This is a genomic window from Azospirillum sp. UENF 211521, from assembly GCF_058780535.1.
Genome location: NZ_JBSNCF010000002.1, coordinates 681,063 through 703,303, shown reverse-complemented (window position 1 = coordinate 703,303; position 22,241 = coordinate 681,063). Strand labels below are relative to the sequence as shown.

The following is a 22,241-nucleotide window of genomic DNA, read 5'->3' as shown; positions in this document are numbered from 1 at the left end:
CCCTGCGGACCGTTCTTCAGAGGACCATTCTTCAGATGACTGGCGCTCAGCGGGCGAGCGGTTCCAGGCGCAGGCGCAGGGTGCCGCTCAGCTCCTCGCCCGGCTCCAGACGGCGCAGACCGTTGCCGGGCTTCTCCGGCCGGTTGACCGCATCGGTCATGTGGGAGACCGGCTCGACGCAGAGATAGTCCGCGTCCGGCGGCGCGTAGACGATGAGATGGCCGAACGGTCCCTCCGTCTCCATCGACAGTCGCCGGCCGAGCGTAGGCCAGTCCAGCGCCGCCACCCCGTCCCAGCCGGTGAAGCCGTTGTCGAGGACGGTCCGGTCCATGACGATCCCATCCGTGAAGGCCCAACGGGGCGGCACCGCGACATGCTCCACCGGGAGGATCGTCGGGCCGTTCAGCCAGACACCATGGACCCGGGCGGTCAGCCGGGTGCCCGGAGGCTTCGGGAAATAGGGGTGCAGTCCGATCCCGGCGGGCATCGGCTGGTCGTCCTCGTTGACCAGCGAGAGGGTCAGGCTGGCTCCATCCTCCTCCAGCACCACGGTCTGCGTCGCGCGGTAGCGCCAGGGCCAAGCGTCGGCGCGGTGCCGGAAGACCATGCGCGCGGCCGAGGCGGTGGCGTCCTCCACCGTCCAGCCGGCCCGCCAGCCATGGCCATGGATGACGTGCGGGTTGCCGTCCCCGTCGAGCGGAAGCCGGACCCGCCGACCGTCGATGGTGAACTCCCCGCCGGCGATGCGGTTGGAGAAGGGCACCAGCGGAAAACAGCCCATGTCGGTGGCCGAACCGTGGCGCAGCGCCCAATCGGAAGCCGGACGAAGCAGGTCGATGGTGCCGTCCGCCCCGTGCCAAGCGAGGCGGGTCACGACGCCGCCCCGCTCCGGGCACAGTGTGCACTCCAAAGAACCGTTCGCAGCGCTGCGATTCAAGGTTAGGGTGTGGGCGCCGATTCCCTGGTCGAACTCGACCTGCTGCATCCGGACCTCCTGCCGGCGGTGGTTGGACGCCGGTATCGTTCGGGTATCGCACAGCCCGCAGGGGAAGGGAAGGGCAGGGCTGCGCGCAAAGGTGTGCCATGGGCCAAGCCCTATGGCCTCTTGCAACACCTTTGCGCAAACGGCTCAGTGTGTTGCGCAACCGGGCCGATCAGTCATTTTGGCCCCTGTATACCGGCTGTTTACCGGATCGCCCGGATGATGCACCGTCCACGCCATCCGCGCGCCGCGCCGATTCCGCCCGAAGGCCACCCGTGTCAATGCCCGCCTCCAGGACACCCGCTCCCGCAGGGGCGCCCGGCCCCGCCGGCGCGCTCGACGAGGCGGCGCTGTGCCACACGCTCGCCGATCACCATGGCGGACCGGCGCGGATGGTCGTCGGCATCGTCCTGCGCCAGCATCTCGACGGCCTTGTGCTGACCCCGACGGAGCTGATCCACAACAGCCGGCATCTGAAGGCGCTTCAGGCCAAGACCACGCTGATGGAGGCCGCCCTGGGCCGGATCGCCACGGTGCAGGCCCGCCTTCCCGGCCAGGAGGCGAAGGCCCGCCGCCGCGCGCTGGACAATGCGGTGTCGGAAACCACGGCGAAGGCGCGCGCCGCCCACACCGCCTTCTCCGGCGCAGCGCAGGGGCGCAGCCTGATCGAGTCCATCCTGCGCGGCGCGCCGGGGAAGTCGCCGACCGGCGACGCCGGGTTCGACCTGCGCGTGGCGCTCTCCATGGAACTGGAGGAATGCCGCACCTGGACGTCGAAGCTCGACGCGCTGATCCAGCTGTTCCCGGCGGAGCGGCAGGACGCGCTGTGCGCGGCGCTCGACGAGGTGATCGGCGATGTGCTGGCCTCGCCCGCCGCCACCCAGGAACTGTTCGGCAGCACGCCGGCCGGCGGGGCGCCGCTGGTCACGCTGTGCAACCTCCTGTTCGGGCGCGTGCCGATGGACGCCTTCGGGCCGAACCGGCTGGGCGTCCTCAACGGCCTGTTCCGCCAGGGCCGTCTGCCCGCCGCCCGCGCCATGGTGCTGGAGCGCATCCGGCGCCAGCTCCGCGCGCCGCAGCCGCTCGGGCGCGGCACGGCGGATCAGGAATCGGAGCTGTTGCGGACCTTGACGGGGCATCTGCTGTCCCCGGCGGGGCTGACCGGCGGGGCCGCCATGGCCGACGCCCTGACCGTCCGCTATTCCCGTCGTCTGGAGCAGGGCGGGGCGAGCGCCTACCGGCGGTCCATCGTCGGGCTCAGCGAAACCCAGCCGGACCTGATCTGCCGGATCCATTATCTGGCGGCCGTCTCCGCGGTGCCCGCCGCGGAGCGGCACATGGGCGAAATCGTCGACGCGCTGGACGCCGCGCTGAAGAACGAGCTTCTGGTGGAGAACATGGTGCTCCAGACGCCGGACACGGCGCTGGTGCGGCAGGCCCTGACCGGTGCTGTGGAGGCCATCCGCGGTTCGGCCCTGGCGGAGCACGACCGCGAACGGATCGCCGCCCGCGCGGCTTCGGTGGTCGACGAGTTCGCCCGCCGGGGCCGCCTCGTCCAGCGGCTGCGCCAGATCGAGCCGTTGCCGCGCCGTCGGATCATCCGGCTGGCCGAGCTGGCATGCTCCGGTTTGGTCGGCGATGACGGGGCGATTTCGGTGCTGCGCCAGCACATTCTGGAAACGGTCCGCCAACCGGCGTTCCAGACCGAACTGGCCGGGTCCCAGGGCGACGACATCGCCCAGGCGGAGGTTCGCCGTCTCTATGAGTTGCTCGACCGGCTGAGCCAGATGCCGCTGCCATCGGCCAAGCCGGCACCGGCGGCCGCGCCGGGCGGCACCGGGGCGTCCTTCGAACCCTGCGGCGCGACGGCGCTGCCGACCGTGGTGGCGCCGCCGGTGCGCGGCATCGCTGTGCCGGCCAGCCTCGCCGCCGTGACGGCCGCCGTGACGATGGAGGCTCCCGCCGCCAGCGCCGCGCCGGGGTTGTGCCCGGCCTGTTTCGTGCCGAAGGCGCCGCGCGAGGCGTGCCGGGAGTGCGGCTATCCGGTCCGCGTCCAGAACCGCGCCGGAGTCCACCTGCTTCCCGGGACGAAGCTGCTGGGCCGCTATCTGGTGGGCCGGGTCCTGGGGCAGGGGGGATTCGGCGCCACCTATCTCGGCTGGGACGAGCGGCTTCAGATCAAGGTCGCGGTGAAGGAGTTCTACCCGGCCAATCTGGTGTCCCGGGGGGCCGGATCGTCGGGAGTCGTCCCCTTCTCCGACGACCACGCGCGGGGCTTCTCGGCCGGGCTGGCGAAGTTCCTGGAGGAGGCGCGCATGCTCGCCCGCCTGCGCGAGGTGAAGGAGATCGTCAGCGTTCAGGACTTCTTCGAGGAGAACGAGACCGCCTACCTCGTGATGGAGCTTCTCGACGGACGGACCCTGAAGCGGCACGTCTCCGAAAACGGTGGGCGGATCGCGGCGCGCCCGACGCTGACCCTGCTATCGCCGATCATCAAGGCGCTGCACGCCGTGCACGAGCAGGGGCTCATTCACCGGGACATCAGCCCCGACAACATTTTCCTGACGAGCGGCGGTGAGCGCAAACTGCTGGATTTCGGGGCCGCCCGCCACGCGGCGGGGAAGAGCGCCGATCTGACGGTGATCCTGAAGCCGGGCTACGCGCCGCCCGAGCAATACGCGCCGGATGGCAAGCAGGGACCTTGGACGGACGTCTACGCGCTGTGCGCGACCATCCATTACGCACTGACCGGCAAGACCCCGCCCGACGCCACCAGCCGCTTCATGAACGACCGGGTGCCCCGTCTGGCCGAAAGCGGCGCGACCGTGCCGCCGGGATTCGAGAAGGTGCTGTTGAGCGGTTTGTCGATGCGCTGGCAGGACCGTCCCCGCAGCATGCGGGATCTCCTGGTGGCGCTGACCGCGGCGTTGAACGGGCCCTGAGCGCCCGGTTGAGCATCCGGGGGCGTGCGGCCGGAAACGGGGCGGTGCGCGGTTTCACCGCCCCAGTCACCTGGACAGAGCCACCTGAACAGGACCACCTGACAGGATCGCCGTAACGGACGATCCTGGCCCGGCCCCGTTGCTTGGCGCCGTTACTTGGCGTCGGCGGCAACCTGCATCTTGACGATCTTGTCCGGGTCGCTGACCTGACCGTTGCGGGACTGGCTGCCCTTCTTGATCTTGTCGACGAATTCCATGCCTTCGACGACCTTGCCCCAGACGGTGTACTGCTTGTCCAGGAACGAGGCCGGGGCGAAGCAGATGAAGAACTGGCTGTCGGCGCTGTCCGGGTCCGGCGTGCGGGCCATCGACAGCGTGCCGCGGACGTGCGGCTCGTTGCTGAATTCGGCCTTCAGCTTCTTGCCGGAACCGCCGGTGCCGGTGCCGGTCGGGTCGCCGGTCTGGGCCATGAAGCCGTCGATCACACGGTGGAAGACGACGCCGTTGTAGAAGCCCTGACGGGTCAGCTCCTTGATGCGGGCGACGTGGTTCGGTGCCAGGTCGGGGCGCAGTTCAATGACCACGCGGCCGTCCTTGAGGTCGAGGTAGAGGGTGTTTTCCGGATCCAAGGCCTTGGCCTCCCCCTGAGCGAAAAAGAAAGTGGCGAACAGGGCCACCATGAGAATGCGCGTCCACCGCAACATGCGAAACACTCCGATGTGCCGATTCCGCGGACGCGACCATAGGGGAAACCGGCGCGGATGCAAAGACGCCCTGCGGGGCTGCCTTCATCGGCGCCCTCCGGTGCCACCTCCGCCGCCTCATCATTGTCCCAACGCTGCACGGTCGCGCCCGGCCTGCGATGGACGATAGACTGCCTTCGGGGTGTTCATACCCGAAAGTGACCGATGGCGAGGGGGTTGGGGCGTGCGGCAGCAGAGCGTGCGGCGGTTGAGACGATGGCTGGTGCTGGTGAAGCTGGCGCTGATCGGTGGGGTGGTCGCCCTCGCCGTCCAGCACCGGACCGATCTGGCCGGCACCGCCGCCACGCAGGCGCTGCGCCGCGCCGGCTTTCCGGACGCCACCGTGGCGGTGACCGAGCTGTCGGCGGAGCAGACCCGCGCCGTGGTCCGCCTGGACCGGCCGGGGGCGGTCGGGGCTACCCTCACCCTGCGCCACCCGCTGGACGCCCTCCAAGAGGGGCGAATCGAAAGCCTGGATCTTTCGGGCGCCCGATTGAGGCTGGACGTGGCCAAGGACGGCAGCCTGCGCATCGCCGGTTATCCCTTGACCGGCTCCCCAACGGCGGGAGGCGACCGCGGCGCCGCGGATGGCGAGAGCTTCGCGATCCCCGTCGAAACCATCCGGCTCGGCGACGCCGCGGTGACCCTGGCGACTCCACGGGGCACGGCCGACGGGACGCTGCGCCTGACCATGACCCGCGACGGCGCGCTGCACCGCGGGCAGGCGACCCTGACCGCCGCGGCCAAGGGACTGCCGGTCCTGACCCACTGGACGGGCGCCGGCACCATCGCCGAGACGGTGGGCACCCTGACCGCCAAGGCGCGCCTCACCTGGGACGGCTCGGCGCTGAAGGCGCAGGGCGACCTTCTGCTCGCCGATCTCGCCGGGCGGTTCGGGCCGGTGTCGGCCAGCGGCATCAACGGCGTGCTGTCGCTGCCCAGCCTGTTCCCGCCGGTGGTGGCGCCCGGTCAGACGCTGGCGGTGAAGCTGCTCGACGTCGGGTTGCCGCTGACCGACGGGACCCTCCGCTTCGGCTACGGCACCAAAGGGCGGCTGAGCGTGGAGCGCGCCGAATGGCATTGGGCCGGCGGGGTGCTGCGGGCCGACCCCTTCGCCATCGACCCGGTGGCGCCGCAGGGAACGGTCACGCTGCGGGCGGAGCGCGTGCATCTCGGCCCGATGCTGGCGATGGTCGCGGTGGACGGGCTGGAGGCCAGCGGAACGGTCAGCGGGCGCCTGCCGGTGCGCATCGGAGCCGACAGCGTCCATCTCGACGGCGGGCTGCTGGAGGCCGACGCTCCCGGCACGCTGCGCTACGACCCGGAAAACCCGCCCGGCTTCCTGAAGGGGGAGGAGGGCAGCCCGACGGCCCTGCTGATGGGGGCGCTGACCGACTTCCGCTACGACACGCTGACCGCCACGGTCGATGGACAGGCCGGAGGCGAGCTGGCGGTCGGCATCGCCATCCGCGGTTCCAACCCGGCATTCTACGATGGCTATCCGGTCGCGCTTAATCTTAAGGTGAGCGGCGCGCTCGACCGGATCCTGCGGCAGAGCCTCGATACCTACCGCATCCCCGAGACGGTGCGCGACCGCATGACGGAGTTTCAACGAAAGAATCCATGAGACACACGGTTCGAAGCCGGCGCGTCCCGACCGCCGCACTGTTCGCCGGGTTGGTGGCCGGATTGGGCGCCTGCACCCCGACCGTCAAGGTCGAGGCGCCCGACAGGCCCATCGAGATCAACCTGAACATCCGGATCGAACAGGAAGTCCGGGTTAAGGTCGAACGCGACCTGGAAAAGGCCATCGCGGACGATCCGGCCCTGTTCGGCCTGCCGCCGTCCCAGGACAGCCTGGGCGGCGCGAAGGGAGGGAAGAAGCCATGAAGCGCATGTTTGCCGCCGCCGGGCTGGTTCTGGCGCTCGCCCTGTCGGGGCCCGCGACGGCGTCGGCCCAGGACGCCCTGGGCGCCGCCAAGGCCGCCGGGCAGATCGGCGAGCGGCCGGACGGGCTGGTCGGGGCGGTTCCCGGTGCGCCGGCCGCCGCAGCCCAACTCGCCGAGCAGGTCAACGCCCAGCGCATCGCCCGCTATCGCGAGATCGCCGGCAGCAACGGCACGTCGGTGGATCAGGTCCAGGCGCTGGCCGGAAAGCAGCTGATCGAGCGGACCCCCGCTGGTCAGTATGTGCTGTCGGGCGGGCGTTGGGTTCGCAAATAGGCCTGCCCGTTCCATGACGGCGCCCAGGATCGCCGAACTCCGCGCCCGGATCGGGGCGTGCCGCGCCGCCCTGGCCGCGGCGCCGGGCGATTCGGCGGCGCTGGCCGGGCTGTTCGGCGCGCTCGACGCGCTGGGCGAGCCCGGCACGCCGGAGGAGGCGGTGGCCCGCTCCGCCTTCGGCGAGGCGCTGCGGCGGCAGGGTTGGGCGGCCGAGGCCGAATTGCACCATCGCGCGGCCCTGTCCTGGCTGCCCGATTTCGGCGGCAACCATTTCAATCTGGGCCTGACCCTCCAGGCGCTGGGCCGCACCGCGGCGGCGGCGGACGCCTACGGCGAGGCCGCCCGGCTGATGCCGCGCTTCGCCCCGGCCCCGTGCAACCAGGGCGTCCTGCTCCGCGCGCTCGGGCAGCGCGAGGCGGCGGAAGCGGCGTTGCGCCGGGCCGTGGCGCTCGACCCCACGCTGGTTCCCGGCTGGCTCAACCTCGGCGCGGTGCTTCAAGGGCACGTCCCGGCGGAGGCCGCCGCCGGTTGCTACCGGAACGCCCTGGCGCTGCGCCCCGATCTGGCCGAATCCCACGCGAATCTCGGGCTGCTGCTGAAGGAGGCCGGGCGGCTTGCCGACAGCCTGCCGTCCTTCGAGCGCGCCCTGGCGCTCGGCCTGCCCGACGCCGGCGGCGTGCTCGCCCAACTCGTCCAGCAGATGCGGCACCTCGGCCGCTGGGACGGATTGGCGGAGCGGTCCACCCAACTGGCCGCCCTGGTGCGCGGCGGGGCGACGCGGCAGGTCCATCCCTGGATCTTCCTTGGCGAGGGGGCCGGCCCGGCGGCGGAACAGGACTGCGCCCGCCGCTACGCAGACTGGCGGACGCAGGGCATCGCCGCCATGCCCGCCCGCCGCGGCTCCGGCCCGCGCGGCCGACTGCGCGTCGGCTATCTGTCCGCCGACTATCACGAACACGCCACCGCCGCCCTCATCGCGGAACTGATCGAGCGGCACGACCGGAACCGGCTTGAGGTCGTCGGCTACAGCTATGGGCCCGACGATGGCGGCCCGATGCGGCGCCGGCTGTCCGCCGGTTTCGACCGATTCGTGGACCTCGCTGCCTGCTCCCACGCCGACGCGGCGGCGCGCATCCGGGCGGACGGGGTGGACATCCTGGTGGATCTCAAGGGCTACACCCAGCACGCCCGGCCGGAGATCGCCGCCCACCGCCCCGCCCCTGTGCAGGTGCAGTGGCTGGGCTATCCGGGGACGACGGGTGCCGGGTTCATTGACTACGTGATCGGCGATCCGCTGGTCACGCCGTTCGATCACCAGCCCTTCTACGCGGAGCGCATCGTTCAGCTTCCGGTCTGCTACCAGCCCAACGACCGCAGCCGGCCGATCGGCCCGACGCCGTCGCGCGCGGCCTGCGGCCTGCCGGAGCGGGGCACGGTCTTCTGCTGCTTCAACGCCGCCTACAAGATCACACCGGACCTCTTCGAACGGTGGTGCCGCCTGCTGCGTGCGGTGCCGGACAGCGTGCTGTGGCTGCTCGACAGCCATCCCGAGGCGAGCGCGACCCTGCGGCGGGAGGCGTCACGCCGCGGCGTGGCGGCGGAGCGGCTGGTCTTCGCCCCCCGGCGGCCTCCGGCGGAGCATCTGGCGCGCTACCGTCTGGCCGACCTGTTCCTGGACACCAGCCCGGTCGGCGCCCACACCACGGCCAGCGACGCGCTGTGGGCGGGGGTGCCGGTCCTGACGGTCCTGGGGGAGGGGTTCGCGTCCCGCGTCGGGGCGAGCCTGCTGCGCGCCGCCGGGCTGCCCGAACTGGCGGTGCGCTCGCTCGACGACTACGAGGCCACGGCGTTGCGGTTGGCCGGCGATCCGGACGGAATCGCCCGGTTGAAGGCCCGCCTCGCCGCGGAGCGGGGCCGCGCGCCGCTGTTCGACACCGACCGTTTCGCCCGCGCCCTGGAGCGCGCCTACGCGACGATGTGGGACATCCACGCGGCGGGGCGGATGCCCCTCCCGTTCGCCGTCCCGGACGAAGGTTAGGGGAAGGGGCAGCGGTCGGCGGTCACGTCCACGAAGGAGCGGGCGCCGGGCGCGAAGGTGAAGCGGTATTCGGTGCTGTCGATCACCACCGTCTGGTGAAGCGGCAGGACCCCCTTGGCGACCGTCTCCTTGCCGCCCATCCCGGAGATCTTGATGGTCACAGGCTGCGCCGGATCGTACCAGCTCTCAGCGTTGCCCTGGGCGTTGCGCGACGACTGGCCCTCACCGCTGACCGTCACCGCGCCGTTGTTGAAGCTGGTGCTGCGGTTGCCCGATTTCAGGAGCGGGGTGGCCAGGGCGAAGCGCTTGGTCTCCGCCGGCTGGCAGTTGCGCACCGCCTGGACCTGGGCGATCACGAAGGCGAGGCGGTTGGGGTCCATGCCGCCCTTCAGACGCTCCGACACCAGTCCGGCCAGGCGGGCGAGGTCGCCCGAGGGCACCTCGCGCTGGAGCCGGGCCTCCAGATCCGTCGCGCGGGCCTCCGCCGTGCGTGCGGCGTGCTGCATCTGGCTGGCCAGCAGTTCCAGTTCCGCCTTTTGACGCGACAGTGTGGAGATCTCCTCCCGCAGCGTGACGTCGCGGCCCTTCAACTGCTCGATGCCCATCTGGTAGGCGAACAGACCGACGCCGAGGAGAACGGCGGCGAACAGACCGAACTTCGCGAACCCCGCCCAGAAGCGGCGGCGATAACGGCGTTCGTAGTCGTAGCGTCCCAAGGCCATGTGCAGCAAACCCGAGCGGAAGAGGAGGGAGCTATGGCTACCCAGATCGGCCGTCCGATGCAACCCCTTGACCTTGGCAGGAAAAGCCCTTTCAGGTCAGTTGCTGGCTCCGGACGGGCCGAGGAACCCGGCGCTGATGCCCGGCGTGCGGAACTCGCCGACATTCTTGAACACGAAGCGGAAGAAGATGGTGTTTCCTTCCTGCTCGCCGTTCTGGATGACGGTGTAGTCGCGCTGGGCGATGGTTTCGAAGATCAGGCATTCGTCCTGATAGCGCAGCACGCCCGAGCTGGAGCGCGGCCCGGCATCGGGACGGAAGGCCTGGGAATGGGACACGCCGATCGACCAATGTTGCGAAAACTGCGACGACACCGAGATGCCCGCCTGCTCAACCTCGTTACGCTCGACGACGTAGGGGTTTTCCGTCTGGTCGACATAGGTGTAGGTGCCGGAAACGCGCAGCAGCGGCACGCCGGCCGATGCGTTGACCGAATGCCGGCGCGGCTTCAGCGTGTCGTGGTCGATGCGGAAGCCGTAATTCACATCAAGCCAATCGGCCGGACGGAGATCGAGGCGACCGACGTAATCCGACGACTTCTTGTCGAGGCCCGACCCGCCGCGGAAATTCTCCGTATCGTCGGCGCGGAAGCTCTGGCCGACGAACAGGCTGGCCGACCCGGTCTTGTAGCCCTGGAACGTCGTGCGCAGGCCATAGGTGGCGCGAAGCCCGCCGTCGAGCCGGTCGATGCCGGTGAAGCGGTTGGGCATCAGCAGGTTGACCTCGTCGAACTCGACGTCGAGGCTGTCCTCGTTCGGGAAGGCCGGATCGTTGTCCACATTCGGCGCCAGGCTGACCTGTCCGATGGGCTCGATGGTCTGGAAACTGCTCTCGCCATAGCGGACGAAGGGGTAGCGGACCGTGGTCGTGGCTTGCGGGAAGAAGCGCAGGCGCTGGACGCTGTCGTTGCCGGTCCCGCCGCCCGGATCGTTCGGATCGAACCGCTGGGCGGTGTAGCCGGCCAGCAGCACGCTGCCTTCGATGGTGGTGACGAAACCCAGGTTCGAGTAGATGTCCCGCTGCCAGCCCGGCTGGACGGCCAGCCGCTGGGTGTCGGGACCGCCGCTGCCCGGCCGGGCGACGGCCAGGAGGCTGCTGTCCAGGGACCAGCGCCCGCCCATCAGGCTGCCCGGCTCGCCCAGCGCGTTGTAGCGCGCCTCGGGCAGCACATAGGGCTCCTGCACGCTGTTGCCCCAGCGCAGGTCCTGGAAGCTGTAGGCGTTGACCGCCGCGTAGTTGCGGCCGTTGAAGCCTTCGATGAAGGCGCGGCTGGTCAGCACCTCGTCGCGGATGTTGAAGTAGCGGCGCAGATACAGCTCGTCGCTGGCCCGCTTCAGGTTGAAGCCCCAGCGCCACGTCTCGTCGATGTCGAACAGGCCGCTGGCGAAGGCGTGGCCGCGCCAGCGCCGGTCGTCGGCGCCCTTCAGCGTGCCGTTGGGGATTTCACCCTGCGTTCCCGACGCGTCGAGCTGCAGCCGCCCGTTCTCGAAGCGCTTGCGGTACTGGCCGCCCAGGAACAGGCCCTGTTCGGAATAGCCGCCGAGATCGAACGTCGCATCCTGATCCGGCGCGATGTCCCAGTAGTAATGGGTGATGGCGCCGAAGCCGAGATTCGAGTTGTTGCGAAAGCTGGGCGTCAGGAAGCCGGAGCGCCGATCCACCGTCGGATCGGGGTGGGAGAGATACGGGGTGTAGAAGAACGGAACGCCGAACATTTCCATGAAGGCGTCGCGGTAACGGACCTCGTGGTCCTCGTTGTCCTGCACCACGCGGGCGGCGCGGATCTGCCAGACCGGGGCGCGGGTCGGATCGGACTTGCACAGCTCGCAGGGGCTGTAGACGGCGCGGTTCAGGCGGATCAGCCGCCCGCCGCGGCGTTCGCCTTCGGTGCCGGCCATGCGGCTGTTGTCGGTCATCAGCACGCGAACGTTCTCGACGAACGCGTCGCGCATGTCGTCGGTCAGTTCCGCGTAGCTGGAGAACAGGATGTCGCCCGACGGCTCGACCAGACGGACGTTGCCGGAGGCGATCACCACCTTGGTCTGCTGGTTGTAGGTGATCGTGTCGGCGTGGACCGTCCGCGCGCCCTGCGACAGCTCCACGTTGCCCGACGCCGTCACGAGGCTGTTCGCCTCGTCGAAGGTGACCGAATCCGCTCCCAGAAGGACCGGGGGGTCCTGCGGCTTGCCCGCGGCCGGCTGGGGTGCGGGAACGACGACTTCGAGCCGCCCACCCTGGTCCGCTGCCCCGACCGGCGGCGCGCCGTTCGCCTGAGGCGCCGGAGCGGGAGGCTGCTGCGCGTCGGCCAGATCGGCCAGGACGATGCCGCAGGCGGCCATCAGGGCGACGATGCCGGATCGCAGGACCAGCGACCGGCGGTCCAATGGGCGGTGCATCTTCGGGCTGGTGGCGCGGGCGCGCCGGGCATGTCGGGACGGGAGCTGGGACATGCGGAACGTTTGAGGTAACCAACCGGCCAAGTCAACGGTTTCGCGGCATGTTTCGCGAATTGTCCGATGTCTGTTGCCGGCCGGGCGAGGCATGAAAAAGGGGACCGGCCGCGACAGGCGGACGTCCCCTTTTTTCCGGCCTTATCCGAGGCGGCGCGACCGCCGCCCACCCCTCAGGCGAAGGCCTTGTAGGCGATGAGGGTGAAGGTGTCGCGCACCCCGGTCAGGGTCTGGATGTTCTCGGTCACGAATCGGCCGATGTCCAGATCCTGGGGCAGATAGCACTTCATCAGCAGGTCGTACTGGCCGGAGATGGAGTGCACCTCCGACACCTGCTCGATGTCCTGAACGGCCTGATCGGCCACCTGATAAGCCTTGCCCAGCTCGCACTTGACCATGACGAAGATGGTCTGCATGGCGGTCAGCCCTCCTGCGAGGATTGCTCGGCGGGTTCGGCCGGCGCCGGGCGCCGCGCGGAGCGGAGCATGAAGGCCGGCATATGGTCGCCGAAGCCGATCACGGGTGTGTCGTCCTCGTCCTCGTCGCGGCGGCGGCGGCGGTCGCGGTCACGATCCCGGCGCGGCTCCTGGCGGCGGCTCTCGGCAGCGGCCAGCGATTCGCGCGGCTGACGCTCCTCACGGGGCTGCCGTTCCTCGCGCACCCGTTCCTCACGCACCGGGCGCTCGTCGCGGCTGGGCCGCTCCTCACGCGGTTGCCGCTCCTCGCGGGCCTGACGTTCCTCGCGGGGGGCCCGCTCCTCGCGGTCGGGACGCTCGGCGCGCTCGGCCCGGGACGGGCCGCGGTCGCCGCGCTCCTTCTCCTTGCCACGGCCACGGCTGCGGCCACGGCGCGCCTCGTCTTCGCTGAGGAACTCGGCCGAACTCGAGCCCGTCAATGGCGATCAACGGAATCTCCCGCTTGATGAGGCAGCCGATGGCCGAAACCTGCTTGCCGTCCAGCGGGCTGGCCAGCGTGAAGGCGCGACCCGAGCGGCCGGCCCGGCCGGTGCGTCCGATGCGGTGGACGTAGTCCTCCGCGCTGATCGGCACGTCGAAGTTGAAGACGTGGCTGAGCCCCTGCACGTCCAGGCCGCGCGCCGCCACGTCGGAACAGACGAGCAGCGTGATCTCGCCCTTCTTGAAGGCGTCCAGCGTCTCCATCCGCTTCGACTGCACCATGTCGCCGTGCAGCGCGCCGGCGTTGAAGCCGTGGCTCTCCAGCGACTTCTGCAGGATGGCGACGTCGCGCTTGCGGTTGCAGAAGATGAAGGCGTTCTTCACGTCCTCGGTGCGCAGCAGGTGACGCAGCGCCTTGCGCTTGTCCTCCTCGTGCACCAGGACCATGGCCTGGGTCACCGTCTCCGACGGCGAAGCCGGCGGTGCGACGGTCACTTCCTTCGGGTTCGACAGGAAGGCGTCGGCCAGACGGCGGATTTCCGGCGGCATCGTGGCGGAGAAGAACAGCGTCTGGCGCAGCTTCGGCAGCTTGCTGACGATCCGTTCGATGTCCGGGATGAAGCCCATGTCGAGCATCCGGTCCGCCTCGTCGATGACGAAGACCTTGATGTCGTTGAGCATGATGTTGCCGCGCTCGAACAGGTCGATCAAACGGCCCGGCGTCGCGATCAGCACGTCCACCCCACGGTCCAGCCGCTTCACCTGTTCGGTGAAGGTCTCGCCGCCGATCAGGAGCGCCATGCTGAGCTTGTGGTGCTTGCCGTAGGTCTCGAAGCTTTCGGCGACCTGCGCCGCCAGCTCGCGAGTCGGCTCCAGGATGAGCGACCGGGGCATGCGCGCCCGGGCCCGACCCGACGCCAGAATGCTGATCATCGGCAAGGTGAAGCTGGCCGTCTTCCCGGTGCCGGTTTGCGCGCAGCCGAGCACGTCGCGGCCTTGCAGGACCCAGGGAATGGCCTGTTCCTGAATTGGCGTCGGCTGGGTGTAACCTTTGTCCTCGATTGCCCGCAGGACGTCAGGTCCAAGCCCAAGTTCCGAAAAGAGCATCCAACCTGTTTCTGTCTGGAGTGCGAAAATCGTGCCGGTACGGCCCGACGAGTAGATGGTGCGGCAGAATATGAAGTCAAAGGGCGCTGTCAATAGACCTTGTGATGGAATCGCGCATCGCGCGTGTCCGGACGGGCCGCTTGGCGCGTCGCGCCCGCTCGGCTAGGCTGTGAAAAGGCCGTAAAAACCGCGGAAATCCGGCCCTTGCGGCGGTTGTGGACGCTCTTGCGGCCATTTTCGCCCTCCGGACCGGACAATCAAAAAAGGCAGTCCTGCGATGCTTCTTTCTTCCCAACGCTCCGTCCTGGTGGTGGTCGATATCCAGGAAAAGCTGATGCCGTCGATCGCCGAGTCCGCGCGGGTGGAGCGCAACGCCGCGACGCTGTTGAAGGGCGCCGCGCTGCTCGGCGTGCCCGCCTTCGCCACCGAACAGTATCCCAAAGGCCTCGGCCCAACCGCCGCGTCGCTGCGCGCCCTGCTGCCGCCGGACGGGGTGGTGGAGAAGATCAGCTTCTCCGCCGCTCGCGAGCCGGCCTTCCTGGAGCGCCTGGAACGGCTCGGCCGCCGTCAGGTCGTGCTGGCGGGGTCGGAGGCCCATGTCTGCGTGATGCAGACGGCGCTGTCCCTGGTCGATCTGGGATTCGAGGTGGTGCTGGTGGCCGACGCGGTGTCGTCGCGCACGCCCCTCAACGCGGAGTTGGGCATCGCCCGCATGCGCGCCGCCGGGGCGACCATCGTCAGCACGGAGATGGTTCTGTTCGAGTGGATGGAGCGGTCGGACATCCCCGCCTTCAAAGCGGTGCTGGACCTGATCCGCTGACCGCCTGAACCGCTGACTGCCCGAACCGCTGCTTTTGGAAAGGACGAGGAATGAGCGACCGGATTCCCCTGATCCTGCTGCCCGGCATGCCGCTGGACGCGGCGCTGTGGGAGCACCAGACCAACCATCTCGCCGATGTGGCGGAGCCGATCGTCGGCGACCTGACCGGCCATGACACAGTGGCCGCCCTCGCCGCCGCGGTGCTGGCGCGGGCGCCGGAGCGGTTCGCGCTTGCCGGTCTGTCGATGGGCGGTTACGTGAGCTTCGAGATCCTGCGCCAGGCGCCGGAACGGGTGGCGAAGCTTGCCCTGCTTGACACCAGCGCCCGCGCGGACACGCCGGAGCAGACGGCGACGCGTCAGGACGCCGTGCGCTTGGTCGGGCAGGGGCGGCTGCGGCAGGTGGTGGCCGCCGGCATGCCGCGCCTCGTCCATCCCGACCGGACGGGCGAAGCCGCTCTCGTCGAACTCGGTGCAGGCCCAGGCCCAGCGGGTCGGGGCGGACGGCTACGCGCGCCAGCAGACCGCCATCATGAACCGTCCGGACAGCCGGCCCGGCCTGCGGAGCATCGCCTGCCCGACGCTGGTGCTGTGCGGGCGGCAGGACGCCATCACGCCCCCGGCTCTGCATGAGGAGATCGCCGATGGCATTCCAGGCGCCCACCTCGCCCTGATCGAGGATTGCGGCCATCTGTCGGCCATGGAGCGGCCGCAGGCGGTCACCGCCCTGCTGCGGCAGTGGCTGCTCTACGCCTGAGCGCCGTCCTTTCCCGCCTCAGCAGTCAGGACCCCCGCCGCAGCCGTCCAGGTCGGCGCGGCGGGCCGGAAAAAGGGCGAAGGTCATGTCGCTGATGAGCGACCGGAAATCGGGGTCGTTCGGTCCCTGCGGGCGGTCGAGCCAGCCGGTGGCCGAGGACAGCGTTCCGCCGCCCCGGCAGAAGGCCCCCTGGACCACGATGGGGCCGCCGGGCGGGCTGGTGCGCAAGGGCTGGCCGCTGCACAGGTACGAGTTCAGCGTCGTCTCGGCCGGGTTGAAGGCCAGGACGACCCGGTAATCGGGCCGCGCCGTCTGGTTCGGCGTGGTGGTGAAATTGGTGCGCACGCCGGAAATGCGGTTCTGCATGTTGGCGGTCACCAGCGGCCCGAAGGTCTGCGGGTCCATGCCGAAGGGGTTGCCGAGGATCACCACGCGCAGATCGCGGTCGGAGGCCGCGTAGGACACCTCGCTCAGCGTGTAGGCGGGGACGGGCAGGTCGGCCACCACGCGTTCGTTGGTGCAGGCCGCCGCCATCGCACAAAGGGCGAGAAGGCTGGCACGGGGCAGGAAGGTCATGGCTCGCCTGGCTGCTGAGTGGACGTGGGGCGACCAATCATGGGACGTCGCCGCAGCACCGGCAAGCCCGCGCCTCCGGAAGAGTCGCCGCTCAGCCGACCGCGCATCCAGGCGGCGTTCAGCATCACACGTCGATGTCGTCGACCCGGACGAACTTTGCGTTCTCCTGGATGAACTGGAAGCGCAGCTCCGGACGGCGGCCCATCAGCTCCTCCACGCGGGTTTTGGTTGCCTTCACGTCCTCCGCCTGCTCTGGGTCGGCGCTGTTCGGCACGACGACGCGCAGCAGCGTGCGCTTGGCCGGGTCCATGGTCGTCTCGCGGAGCTGGGCCGGCATCATCTCGCCCAAGCCCTTGAACCGGCTGATCTCCACCTTCTTGCCCTTGAACGTCTTGTTCATGAGCTGGTCCTTGTGCGCGTCGTCGCGGGCGTAGACCGACTTGGCGCCGTGGCTGATGCGGTAGAGCGGCGGCAGGGCGAGGTACAGGTGCCCGTTCTGGATCAGGCCGCCCATTTCCCGGTAGAAGAAGGTCATCAGCAGCGAGGCGATGTGCGCACCGTCCACGTCGGCGTCGGTCATGATGATGACCCGCTCGTAGCGCAGCTTGTCGCTGGAGAAGTCCTTGCCCACCCCGCAGCCGAGCGCCTGGGTGAGGTCGTTCAGCTCCTGGTTCGCCTTCATCTTGTCGGAGGAGGCCGAGGCGACGTTCAGGATCTTGCCGCGCAGCGGCAGGATGGCCTGGGTCTCGCGGTTGCGCGCCTGCTTGGCCGACCCGCCCGCCGAATCACCCTCGACCAGGAAGATCTCGGTGCCCTCCGGCGAATTGCGCGAACAGTCGGCCAGCTTGCCGGGCAGGCGTAGGCGGCGGGTCGCGGACTTCCGTCCCAACTCCTTGGACTGCTTGCGCTTGGCCCGCTCCTCCGCCTTCTCGATCAGCCGCTCCAGAAGGGCCTTGGACGAGGACGGGTCGCCGGACAGCCAGTGGTCGAAGTGATCCTTGATCGCCGCCTCAACCAGCCGGTGGGCTTCCGCCGTCACCAGCTTTTCCTTGGTCTGGCCCTGGAAATGCGGCTCGCGGATGAAGACCGACAGCAGGATGCAGGCGTCGCCCACCACGTCGTCCGCAGTGACCTGGGCGGCGCGCTTGTTGCTGGTCAGCTCGCCGTAGCCCTTCAGGCCGCGGGTCAGCGCGGCGCGCAGGCCGGCCTCGTGCGTGCCGCCCTGCGGGGTTGGCACCGTGTTGCAGTAGGTGTGGGAAAAGCCCTCGTCATCCTCCGGCCAGGCGATAGCCCATTCGACGCGGCCCTGCTGGTTCGGGAAGTCCAGCGCGCCGGAGAAAGGCAGGCGGGTCAGCGTCCGGCGTTCCTTCAGGGCTGCGTTCAGGTAGTCGAGCAGGCCGCCGGGGAAATGCAGCGTCTCCTGCGCCGGGGTGGTGCTGTCGGGCGACAGCAGCGTCGGGTCGCAGCTCCAGCGGATCTCGACGCCCCGATACAGGTAGGCCTTGGAGCGCGCCAGCCGGTACAGCCGGTGCGGTTCGAAATGCGCGGCCTCGCCGAAGATTTCGGGGTCGGCGTGGAAACGGATGGTCGTGCCGCGGCGATTGGCCGCGCCCTGGCGGGTCAGCGGTCCCTGGGGCAGGCCGCGGCTGTAGTGCTGCACGTAGAGCTGGCGGTCGCGCGCCACCTCAACGATCAGCCGGTCGGACAGGGCGTTCACCACCGACAGGCCGACGCCGTGCAGGCCGCCGGAGGTCTGGTAGACCTTGTTGGAGAATTTTCCGCCGGAATGCAGGGTGGTGAGGATGACCTCGAGCGCCGACTTGCCCGGATACTTGGGGTGGTCGTCGATCGGGATGCCGCGCCCGTTGTCGCGCACCACCACCGTGCCGTCGACGGTCAGCTCCAGGTCGATGCGGCTGGCGTGACCGGCCACCGCCTCGTCCATGGCGTTGTCCAGAACCTCGGCCACCAGATGGTGCAGCGCCCGGTCGTCGGTGCCGCCGATGTACATGCCGGGGCGCCGGCGGACGGGCTCAAGCCCCTCCAGAACCTCGATGTCCTGGGCGGAGTAGGTCTCGGCCTTGCGCGCCGTGTTCTCGAAAAGATCGCTCATGGCCCCAGTTATAGGAATTTCGTCAGGGCTGCGCAAGCGCATGCGGTGGCTCCTATATACTCCCCGCACCATATTTTGTGATGCGCTTTTTCGACCCCAGAACGGACGAGGGCGGAGGCACGATGAGCGACGGCACCCCCACCGATCAAACCCCGGCCCATCCGGACATGGCCCAACCGGACATGGCCCAACCGGACATGGAAGGCGGCCCGGCGCTGCGCACCATCGCCATGCCGGCGGACACCAACCCCAACGGCGACATCTTCGGCGGCTGGCTGCTGTCCCAGATGGATCTGGCCGGCGGGGTCGCCGCCCTGCGCCGCGCCGGTGGGCGCGTGGCGACGGTGGGGATCGAGGCGATGACCTTCCACAAGCCGGTCTATGTCGGCGACGAGGTGAGCTGCTTCGCCCATGTCACCAAGGTCGGCCGAACCTCCATCCGCGTGCGGGTCGAGACCTGGGTGCGCCGCCAGCGCAGCGCGGGGGAGGCGATCAAGGTGACCGAGGGCGTTTTCACCTACGTCGCCATCGGCGAGGACCGCCGCCCGCGCGAGGTCCCGCCGGAGTGAAGCGCAGCCCGCCTTCTTTCGAAGGTTGCGCACTGTGTCCCTCTCCTTTGGGGGTGTAAACCGCCTATTACTCGGCGCTGCCAAGAGCATGGCGCGGTGAATTCTTTCGGATTGCTTCTTTTCCGTTTGACCGAAGGAATCGCGTATGATTCCATCATACCGCCATGACCATGCTCCAGAACCTCACCAACTCGCTGAAACGCGCCGCCAAAAGCGCCCTTCGCCAGGCCATCGGGCCGGCCATCGGCTCCTGCGTCGTCGCCTACTTCGTCTATTACGCCGTCCAGGGGGACCGCGGGCTGCTCGCCATGAACCACCTGAAGGCGGAGATCGCCACGGCGGAATCCGTCCTGGATCAGGTGAAGGCCGAGCGCGAGCGGATGGACCGCCGCGCGCAACTGATGCGCAGCGACCACCTGGACCGCGACATGCTGGACGAGCGTGCGCGCACGATGTTGAACCTTTCAGGCCCCCGCGACGTCATAATCGCACTCCCTCCGGCTCAGGCCGAAGGTGATGCTAGCGCTGAGAAGTAGGTCATATCAGTGAATTAACCGAAAGCCGGTTAACGCCGAATTTCGCGTTTAAAAACAGATATTTGCGTCTCGTGCGCTTGTCGTGTACTGTGCGCCCCGCATCCGCTTCCGGTGCGAGGGGGATGCACCCTCATAAGTGGGATGTACCCTCGCAACGTGCTGCAGCCCTGGCTGTTCGCTTGCCGTCGCTGCATAAACCCTGGGGAGGAAACATGGCCGCGTCACGACGCCGTCCGAAGGCGCAGACTGACTCCGCTTCGAAGCAGGCCGCTTCGACCGAGGACCTGATCAAGTACTATCGCGAGATGCTTCTGATCCGCCGCTTCGAGGAGAAGGCGGGCCAGCTCTACGGCATGGGCCTCATCGGCGGTTTCTGCCACCTCTACATCGGCCAGGAGGCCGTTGTGGTCGGCATCCAGGCCGCGCTGAAGGACAACGACGACGTCATCACCAGCTACCGTGACCATGGCCACATGCTGGCCTGCGGCATGGACCCCAAGGGCGTGATGGCCGAGCTGACCGGTCGCCGTGGAGGCTACTCCAAGGGCAAGGGCGGCTCGATGCACATGTTCAGCCGCGAGAAGAACTTCTACGGCGGCCACGGCATCGTCGGCGCGCAGGTTCCGCTGGGCACCGGTCTCGCCTTCTCGCACAAGTACAACAAGGATGACGGCCTGTCCGCGGTCTATTGCGGCGACGGCGCCATCAACCAGGGTCAGGTTTACGAGAGCTTCAACATGGCGGCTCTGTGGAAGCTGCCGGTGCTCTACGTGATCGAGAACAACAAGTACGCCATGGGCACCTCGCAGGAGCGCGCCTCGGCGGGCGAGCTGCACCAGCGCGGCGCGGCCTACGGCATTCCCGGCCATCAGGTCAACGGCATGGACGTCCTCGAGGTCCGCGAGGCCGCCGACAAGTGGGTGGAATACATCCGCGCCGGCAACGGCCCGGTCATCCTCGAGATGAAGACCTACCGCTACCGCGGCCACTCGATGTCCGACCCGGCCAAGTACCGGACCAAGGAGGAGGTCGAGAAGATGCGGAGCGAGTCCGATCCGATCGACAACCTGAAGCGCGTCCTGCTGGAAGGCGCTTACGTGACCGAGGACCAGCTCAAGGAAATCGACCGCGAGGTCAAGGCCGTGGTGACCGAGGCTGCCGAATTCGCGCAGCAGAGCCCCGAGCCCGATCCGGCGGAGCTGTGGACGGACGTCCTGGTCGAAGCCTGACGACAACGATAAGCAGGAGCGGCGCCGAGGGCCGGAGGCTTCGCCTCCCGGTGAACCCGCGCCGCCGGAGGTTGAGGAATGCCGATCGAAGTGCTGATGCCGGCGCTGTCGCCCACCATGACCGAGGGCAAGCTGGCGAAATGGGTCAAAAAAGAAGGTGACGAGGTCAAGTCCGGCGACGTGCTCGCCGAGATCGAGACCGACAAGGCGACCATGGAGGTCGAGGCGGTCGACGAAGGCCGCATCGGCAAGATCCTGGTCGCCGAAGGCACCGAGAACGTCGCCGTGAACACCCCCATCGCCGTGATTCTCGGCGAGGGCGAGAGCGTCACCGACGCCGTGTCCGGCTCCCCGACGCCGGCCCCGAAGGTCGCCGCCGAGCCGGTGGTGAAGGACACGGGCGCGCACGCCCCGGCCACCCTGCCGGTCGGTCCGGCCAGCGGCCCGGCCGCCGCGCCGCCGGCCTCGGACGAGGACAAGTTCTTCGACAAGACGGTGAAGAAGACCGTCCGCGAAGCGCTGCGCGATGCCATGGCCGAAGAGATGCGCCGCGACCCGACCGTCTTCCTGATGGGTGAGGAGGTCGCGCAGTACCAGGGCGCCTACAAGGTGTCGCAGGGGCTGCTCCAGGAGTTCGGCGCCGACCGTGTCATCGACACGCCGATCACCGAGATCGGCTTCGCCGGCCTGGGCGTCGGTGCGGCCTTCCGCGGCCTGCGCCCGATCGTCGAGTTCATGACCTTCAACTTCGCGATGCAGGCGATCGACCACATCGTGAACTCTGCCGCCAAGACGCTGTACATGTCCGGCGGCCAGATGGGCTGCCCGATCGTGTTCCGCGGCCCGAACGGTGCGGCCGCCCGCGTCGCAGCACAGCACAGCCAGGATTTCACCCCCTGGTACGCCAGCGTGCCCGGCCTGAAGGTCGTCGCCCCCTACAGCGCGTCGGACTTCAAGGGCCTGATGAAGTCGGCCATCCGTGATCCGAACCCGGTCATCTTCCTTGAGAACGAGATCCTCTACGGCCAGTCCTTCGAGGTGCCGGAGAGCGAGGACTTCATCGTTCCGATCGGCCGCGCCAAGATCCGCCGCGCCGGCACGGACGTGACCATCACCGCCCATTCGCTGATGGTCAGCTACGCGCTCGCCGCCGCCGATCTGCTGGAAAAGGAAGGGATCAGCGCCGAGGTCATCGACCTGCGCACGATCCGTCCGCTCGACACCGAGACGATCGTCAACTCCGTCAAGAAGACCAACCGCCTCGTCACCGTCGAGGAGGCCTGGCCGACCTGCGGCATCGGCGCCGAGCTGTCGGCCCTGATGATGGAGCAGGCCTTCGATTATCTGGACGCCCCGGTGATCCGCGTGACCGGCCTCGACGTGCCGATGCCCTACGCGGCGAACCTGGAAAAGCTCGTCCTTCCTTCGCCCGACCGCATCGCGGAAGCGGCGAAGAAGGCCTGCTACCGCAAGTAAGGAGGG

Annotated in this window: 18 protein-coding genes and 2 pseudogenes; 12 read left to right on the top strand and 8 right to left on the bottom strand. The window is 68.9% G+C overall.

All coding sequences use genetic code 11. The features are described from left to right. Positions 1-46 precede the first annotated feature (46 nt). Complete coding sequence (locus ACWPN5_RS19865; RefSeq protein ID WP_492297001.1) at positions 47-985, bottom strand: aldose 1-epimerase; 939 nt, start codon at positions 983-985, stop codon at positions 47-49. 278 nt (positions 986-1,263) lie between these two features. On the opposite strand from ACWPN5_RS19865, the gene ACWPN5_RS19860 reads away from it, so the two are divergent. Beyond that, positions 1,264-3,924: a serine/threonine-protein kinase gene (locus ACWPN5_RS19860; RefSeq protein ID WP_492296999.1), complete on the top strand. Its 2,661-nt coding sequence runs from the start codon at positions 1,264-1,266 to the stop codon at positions 3,922-3,924. A 152-nt stretch (positions 3,925-4,076) separates the two neighbouring features. Here the strand turns inward: ACWPN5_RS19860 and ACWPN5_RS19855 are convergent, their stop codons facing one another. Then, positions 4,077-4,628 (bottom strand): peptidylprolyl isomerase, encoded by a 552-nt coding sequence (locus ACWPN5_RS19855; protein ID WP_145680653.1) that lies wholly within the window; start codon positions 4,626-4,628, stop codon positions 4,077-4,079. 223 nt (positions 4,629-4,851) lie between these two features. Here ACWPN5_RS19855 and ACWPN5_RS19850 point away from each other — a divergent pair, with 223 nt between their 5' ends. From ACWPN5_RS19850 to ACWPN5_RS19835, 4 genes are read left to right on the top strand one after another with little or no spacing between them, the layout of a single operon-like run. Beyond that, a complete protein-coding gene (locus ACWPN5_RS19850) occupies positions 4,852-6,294 on the top strand; it encodes an intermembrane phospholipid transport YdbH family protein (RefSeq protein ID WP_492296996.1) in 1,443 nt (480 codons plus the stop codon). Next, on the top strand, positions 6,291-6,557 hold the full coding sequence (locus tag ACWPN5_RS19845; protein WP_145672053.1) for a YnbE family lipoprotein: 267 nt from the start codon (positions 6,291-6,293) through the stop codon (positions 6,555-6,557). The genes ACWPN5_RS19850 and ACWPN5_RS19845 overlap by 4 nt, the downstream gene beginning before the upstream one ends. Beyond that, positions 6,554-6,889, top strand: coding sequence for a YdbL family probable chaperone protein (locus ACWPN5_RS19840; protein ID WP_145680651.1), 336 nt, complete (start codon positions 6,554-6,556; stop codon positions 6,887-6,889). The genes ACWPN5_RS19845 and ACWPN5_RS19840 overlap by 4 nt, the downstream gene beginning before the upstream one ends. A gap of 13 nt (positions 6,890-6,902) precedes the next feature. Continuing rightward, positions 6,903-8,927 (top strand): O-linked N-acetylglucosamine transferase, SPINDLY family protein, encoded by a 2,025-nt coding sequence (locus ACWPN5_RS19835; RefSeq protein WP_492296995.1) that lies wholly within the window; start codon positions 6,903-6,905, stop codon positions 8,925-8,927. On the opposite strand, the gene ACWPN5_RS19830 is transcribed toward ACWPN5_RS19835, so the two are convergent. From ACWPN5_RS19830 to ACWPN5_RS19815, 4 genes and pseudogenes are all read right to left on the bottom strand, one after another. Next, positions 8,924-9,649 (bottom strand): hypothetical protein, encoded by a 726-nt coding sequence (locus ACWPN5_RS19830; protein ID WP_145672047.1) that lies wholly within the window; start codon positions 9,647-9,649, stop codon positions 8,924-8,926. The genes ACWPN5_RS19835 and ACWPN5_RS19830 overlap by 4 nt on opposite strands. A 96-nt stretch (positions 9,650-9,745) precedes the next feature. Next, positions 9,746-12,157, bottom strand: a complete 2,412-nt coding sequence (locus ACWPN5_RS19825) for an LPS-assembly protein LptD (protein WP_492296993.1) — start codon at positions 12,155-12,157, stop codon at positions 9,746-9,748. A 173-nt stretch (positions 12,158-12,330) separates the two neighbouring features. Beyond that, positions 12,331-12,573 carry an Lrp/AsnC ligand binding domain-containing protein gene (locus ACWPN5_RS19820; RefSeq protein ID WP_014198771.1) on the bottom strand — a complete coding sequence of 81 codons (243 nt, stop codon included), beginning with the start codon at positions 12,571-12,573 and terminating at the stop codon, positions 12,331-12,333. A 5-nt stretch (positions 12,574-12,578) separates the two neighbouring features. After that, positions 12,579-14,160 (bottom strand): annotated as a pseudogene (locus tag ACWPN5_RS19815) (DEAD/DEAH box helicase). Positions 14,161-14,437: 277 nt separating this feature from the next. Between ACWPN5_RS19815 and ACWPN5_RS19810 the strand changes: the two are divergent. The 3 genes and pseudogenes from ACWPN5_RS19810 to ACWPN5_RS19800 all read left to right on the top strand — a co-directional run bounded on the left by ACWPN5_RS19810 (position 14,438) and on the right by ACWPN5_RS19800 (position 15,736). Continuing rightward, positions 14,438-14,980 (top strand): hydrolase, encoded by a 543-nt coding sequence (locus tag ACWPN5_RS19810; protein WP_200476942.1) that lies wholly within the window; start codon positions 14,438-14,440, stop codon positions 14,978-14,980. Between the two features lie 50 nt (positions 14,981-15,030). Next, positions 15,031-15,279 (top strand): annotated as a pseudogene (locus ACWPN5_RS19805) (alpha/beta fold hydrolase); the annotation flags it as partial. Between the two features lie 4 nt (positions 15,280-15,283). After that, positions 15,284-15,736: an alpha/beta fold hydrolase gene (locus ACWPN5_RS19800; protein WP_492298004.1), complete on the top strand. Its 453-nt coding sequence runs from the start codon at positions 15,284-15,286 to the stop codon at positions 15,734-15,736. Positions 15,737-15,754: 18 nt separating this feature from the next. Here the strand turns inward: ACWPN5_RS19800 and ACWPN5_RS19795 are convergent, their stop codons facing one another. Both ACWPN5_RS19795 and parE read right to left on the bottom strand, forming a co-directional pair. Next, positions 15,755-16,312, bottom strand: coding sequence for a hypothetical protein (locus tag ACWPN5_RS19795; RefSeq protein WP_145680645.1), 558 nt, complete (start codon positions 16,310-16,312; stop codon positions 15,755-15,757). A 124-nt stretch (positions 16,313-16,436) separates the two neighbouring features. Then, entirely contained in the window at positions 16,437-18,425 is a 1,989-nt protein-coding gene (gene parE / locus ACWPN5_RS19790) for a DNA topoisomerase IV subunit B (protein ID WP_492296990.1), read from the bottom strand. Between the two features lie 182 nt (positions 18,426-18,607). Here parE and ACWPN5_RS19785 point away from each other — a divergent pair, with 182 nt between their 5' ends. From ACWPN5_RS19785 to ACWPN5_RS19770, 4 genes are all read left to right on the top strand, one after another. After that, positions 18,608-18,994 (top strand): acyl-CoA thioesterase, encoded by a 387-nt coding sequence (locus ACWPN5_RS19785; protein WP_200476946.1) that lies wholly within the window; start codon positions 18,608-18,610, stop codon positions 18,992-18,994. Between the two features lie 164 nt (positions 18,995-19,158). Continuing rightward, positions 19,159-19,530, top strand: coding sequence for an FtsB family cell division protein (locus ACWPN5_RS19780; RefSeq protein WP_492296989.1), 372 nt, complete (start codon positions 19,159-19,161; stop codon positions 19,528-19,530). A gap of 212 nt (positions 19,531-19,742) precedes the next feature. Continuing rightward, positions 19,743-20,759 (top strand): pyruvate dehydrogenase (acetyl-transferring) E1 component subunit alpha, encoded by a 1,017-nt coding sequence (gene pdhA / locus ACWPN5_RS19775; RefSeq protein WP_014198781.1) that lies wholly within the window; start codon positions 19,743-19,745, stop codon positions 20,757-20,759. Positions 20,760-20,837: 78 nt separating this feature from the next. Further along, positions 20,838-22,235: a pyruvate dehydrogenase complex E1 component subunit beta gene (locus tag ACWPN5_RS19770; protein ID WP_145680643.1), complete on the top strand. Its 1,398-nt coding sequence runs from the start codon at positions 20,838-20,840 to the stop codon at positions 22,233-22,235. Positions 22,236-22,241: the final 6 nt, after the last annotated feature.

What these genes read in the sequence shown, in the direction of transcription:
- ACWPN5_RS19865 (WP_492297001.1), bottom strand. Translation starts at nt 985, where the DNA reads ATGCAGCAGGTCGAGTTCGACCAGGGAATCGGCGCCCACACCCTAACC.
- ACWPN5_RS19860 (WP_492296999.1), top strand. Translation starts at nt 1,264, where the DNA reads ATGCCCGCCTCCAGGACACCCGCTCCCGCAGGGGCGCCCGGCCCCGCC.
- ACWPN5_RS19855 (WP_145680653.1), bottom strand. Translation starts at nt 4,628, where the DNA reads ATGTTGCGGTGGACGCGCATTCTCATGGTGGCCCTGTTCGCCACTTTC.
- ACWPN5_RS19845 (WP_145672053.1), top strand. Translation starts at nt 6,291, where the DNA reads ATGAGACACACGGTTCGAAGCCGGCGCGTCCCGACCGCCGCACTGTTC.
- ACWPN5_RS19840 (WP_145680651.1), top strand. Translation starts at nt 6,554, where the DNA reads ATGAAGCGCATGTTTGCCGCCGCCGGGCTGGTTCTGGCGCTCGCCCTG.
- ACWPN5_RS19835 (WP_492296995.1), top strand. Translation starts at nt 6,903, where the DNA reads ATGACGGCGCCCAGGATCGCCGAACTCCGCGCCCGGATCGGGGCGTGC.
- ACWPN5_RS19830 (WP_145672047.1), bottom strand. Translation starts at nt 9,649, where the DNA reads ATGGCCTTGGGACGCTACGACTACGAACGCCGTTATCGCCGCCGCTTC.
- ACWPN5_RS19825 (WP_492296993.1), bottom strand. Translation starts at nt 12,157, where the DNA reads ATGTCCCAGCTCCCGTCCCGACATGCCCGGCGCGCCCGCGCCACCAGC.
- ACWPN5_RS19820 (WP_014198771.1), bottom strand. Translation starts at nt 12,573, where the DNA reads ATGCAGACCATCTTCGTCATGGTCAAGTGCGAGCTGGGCAAGGCTTAT.
- ACWPN5_RS19810 (WP_200476942.1), top strand. Translation starts at nt 14,438, where the DNA reads ATGCTTCTTTCTTCCCAACGCTCCGTCCTGGTGGTGGTCGATATCCAG.
- ACWPN5_RS19795 (WP_145680645.1), bottom strand. Translation starts at nt 16,312, where the DNA reads ATGACCTTCCTGCCCCGTGCCAGCCTTCTCGCCCTTTGTGCGATGGCG.
- parE (WP_492296990.1), bottom strand. Translation starts at nt 18,425, where the DNA reads ATGAGCGATCTTTTCGAGAACACGGCGCGCAAGGCCGAGACCTACTCC.
- ACWPN5_RS19785 (WP_200476946.1), top strand. Translation starts at nt 18,608, where the DNA reads ATGGCCCAACCGGACATGGAAGGCGGCCCGGCGCTGCGCACCATCGCC.
- ACWPN5_RS19780 (WP_492296989.1), top strand. Translation starts at nt 19,159, where the DNA reads ATGACCATGCTCCAGAACCTCACCAACTCGCTGAAACGCGCCGCCAAA.
- pdhA (WP_014198781.1), top strand. Translation starts at nt 19,743, where the DNA reads ATGGCCGCGTCACGACGCCGTCCGAAGGCGCAGACTGACTCCGCTTCG.
- ACWPN5_RS19770 (WP_145680643.1), top strand. Translation starts at nt 20,838, where the DNA reads ATGCCGATCGAAGTGCTGATGCCGGCGCTGTCGCCCACCATGACCGAG.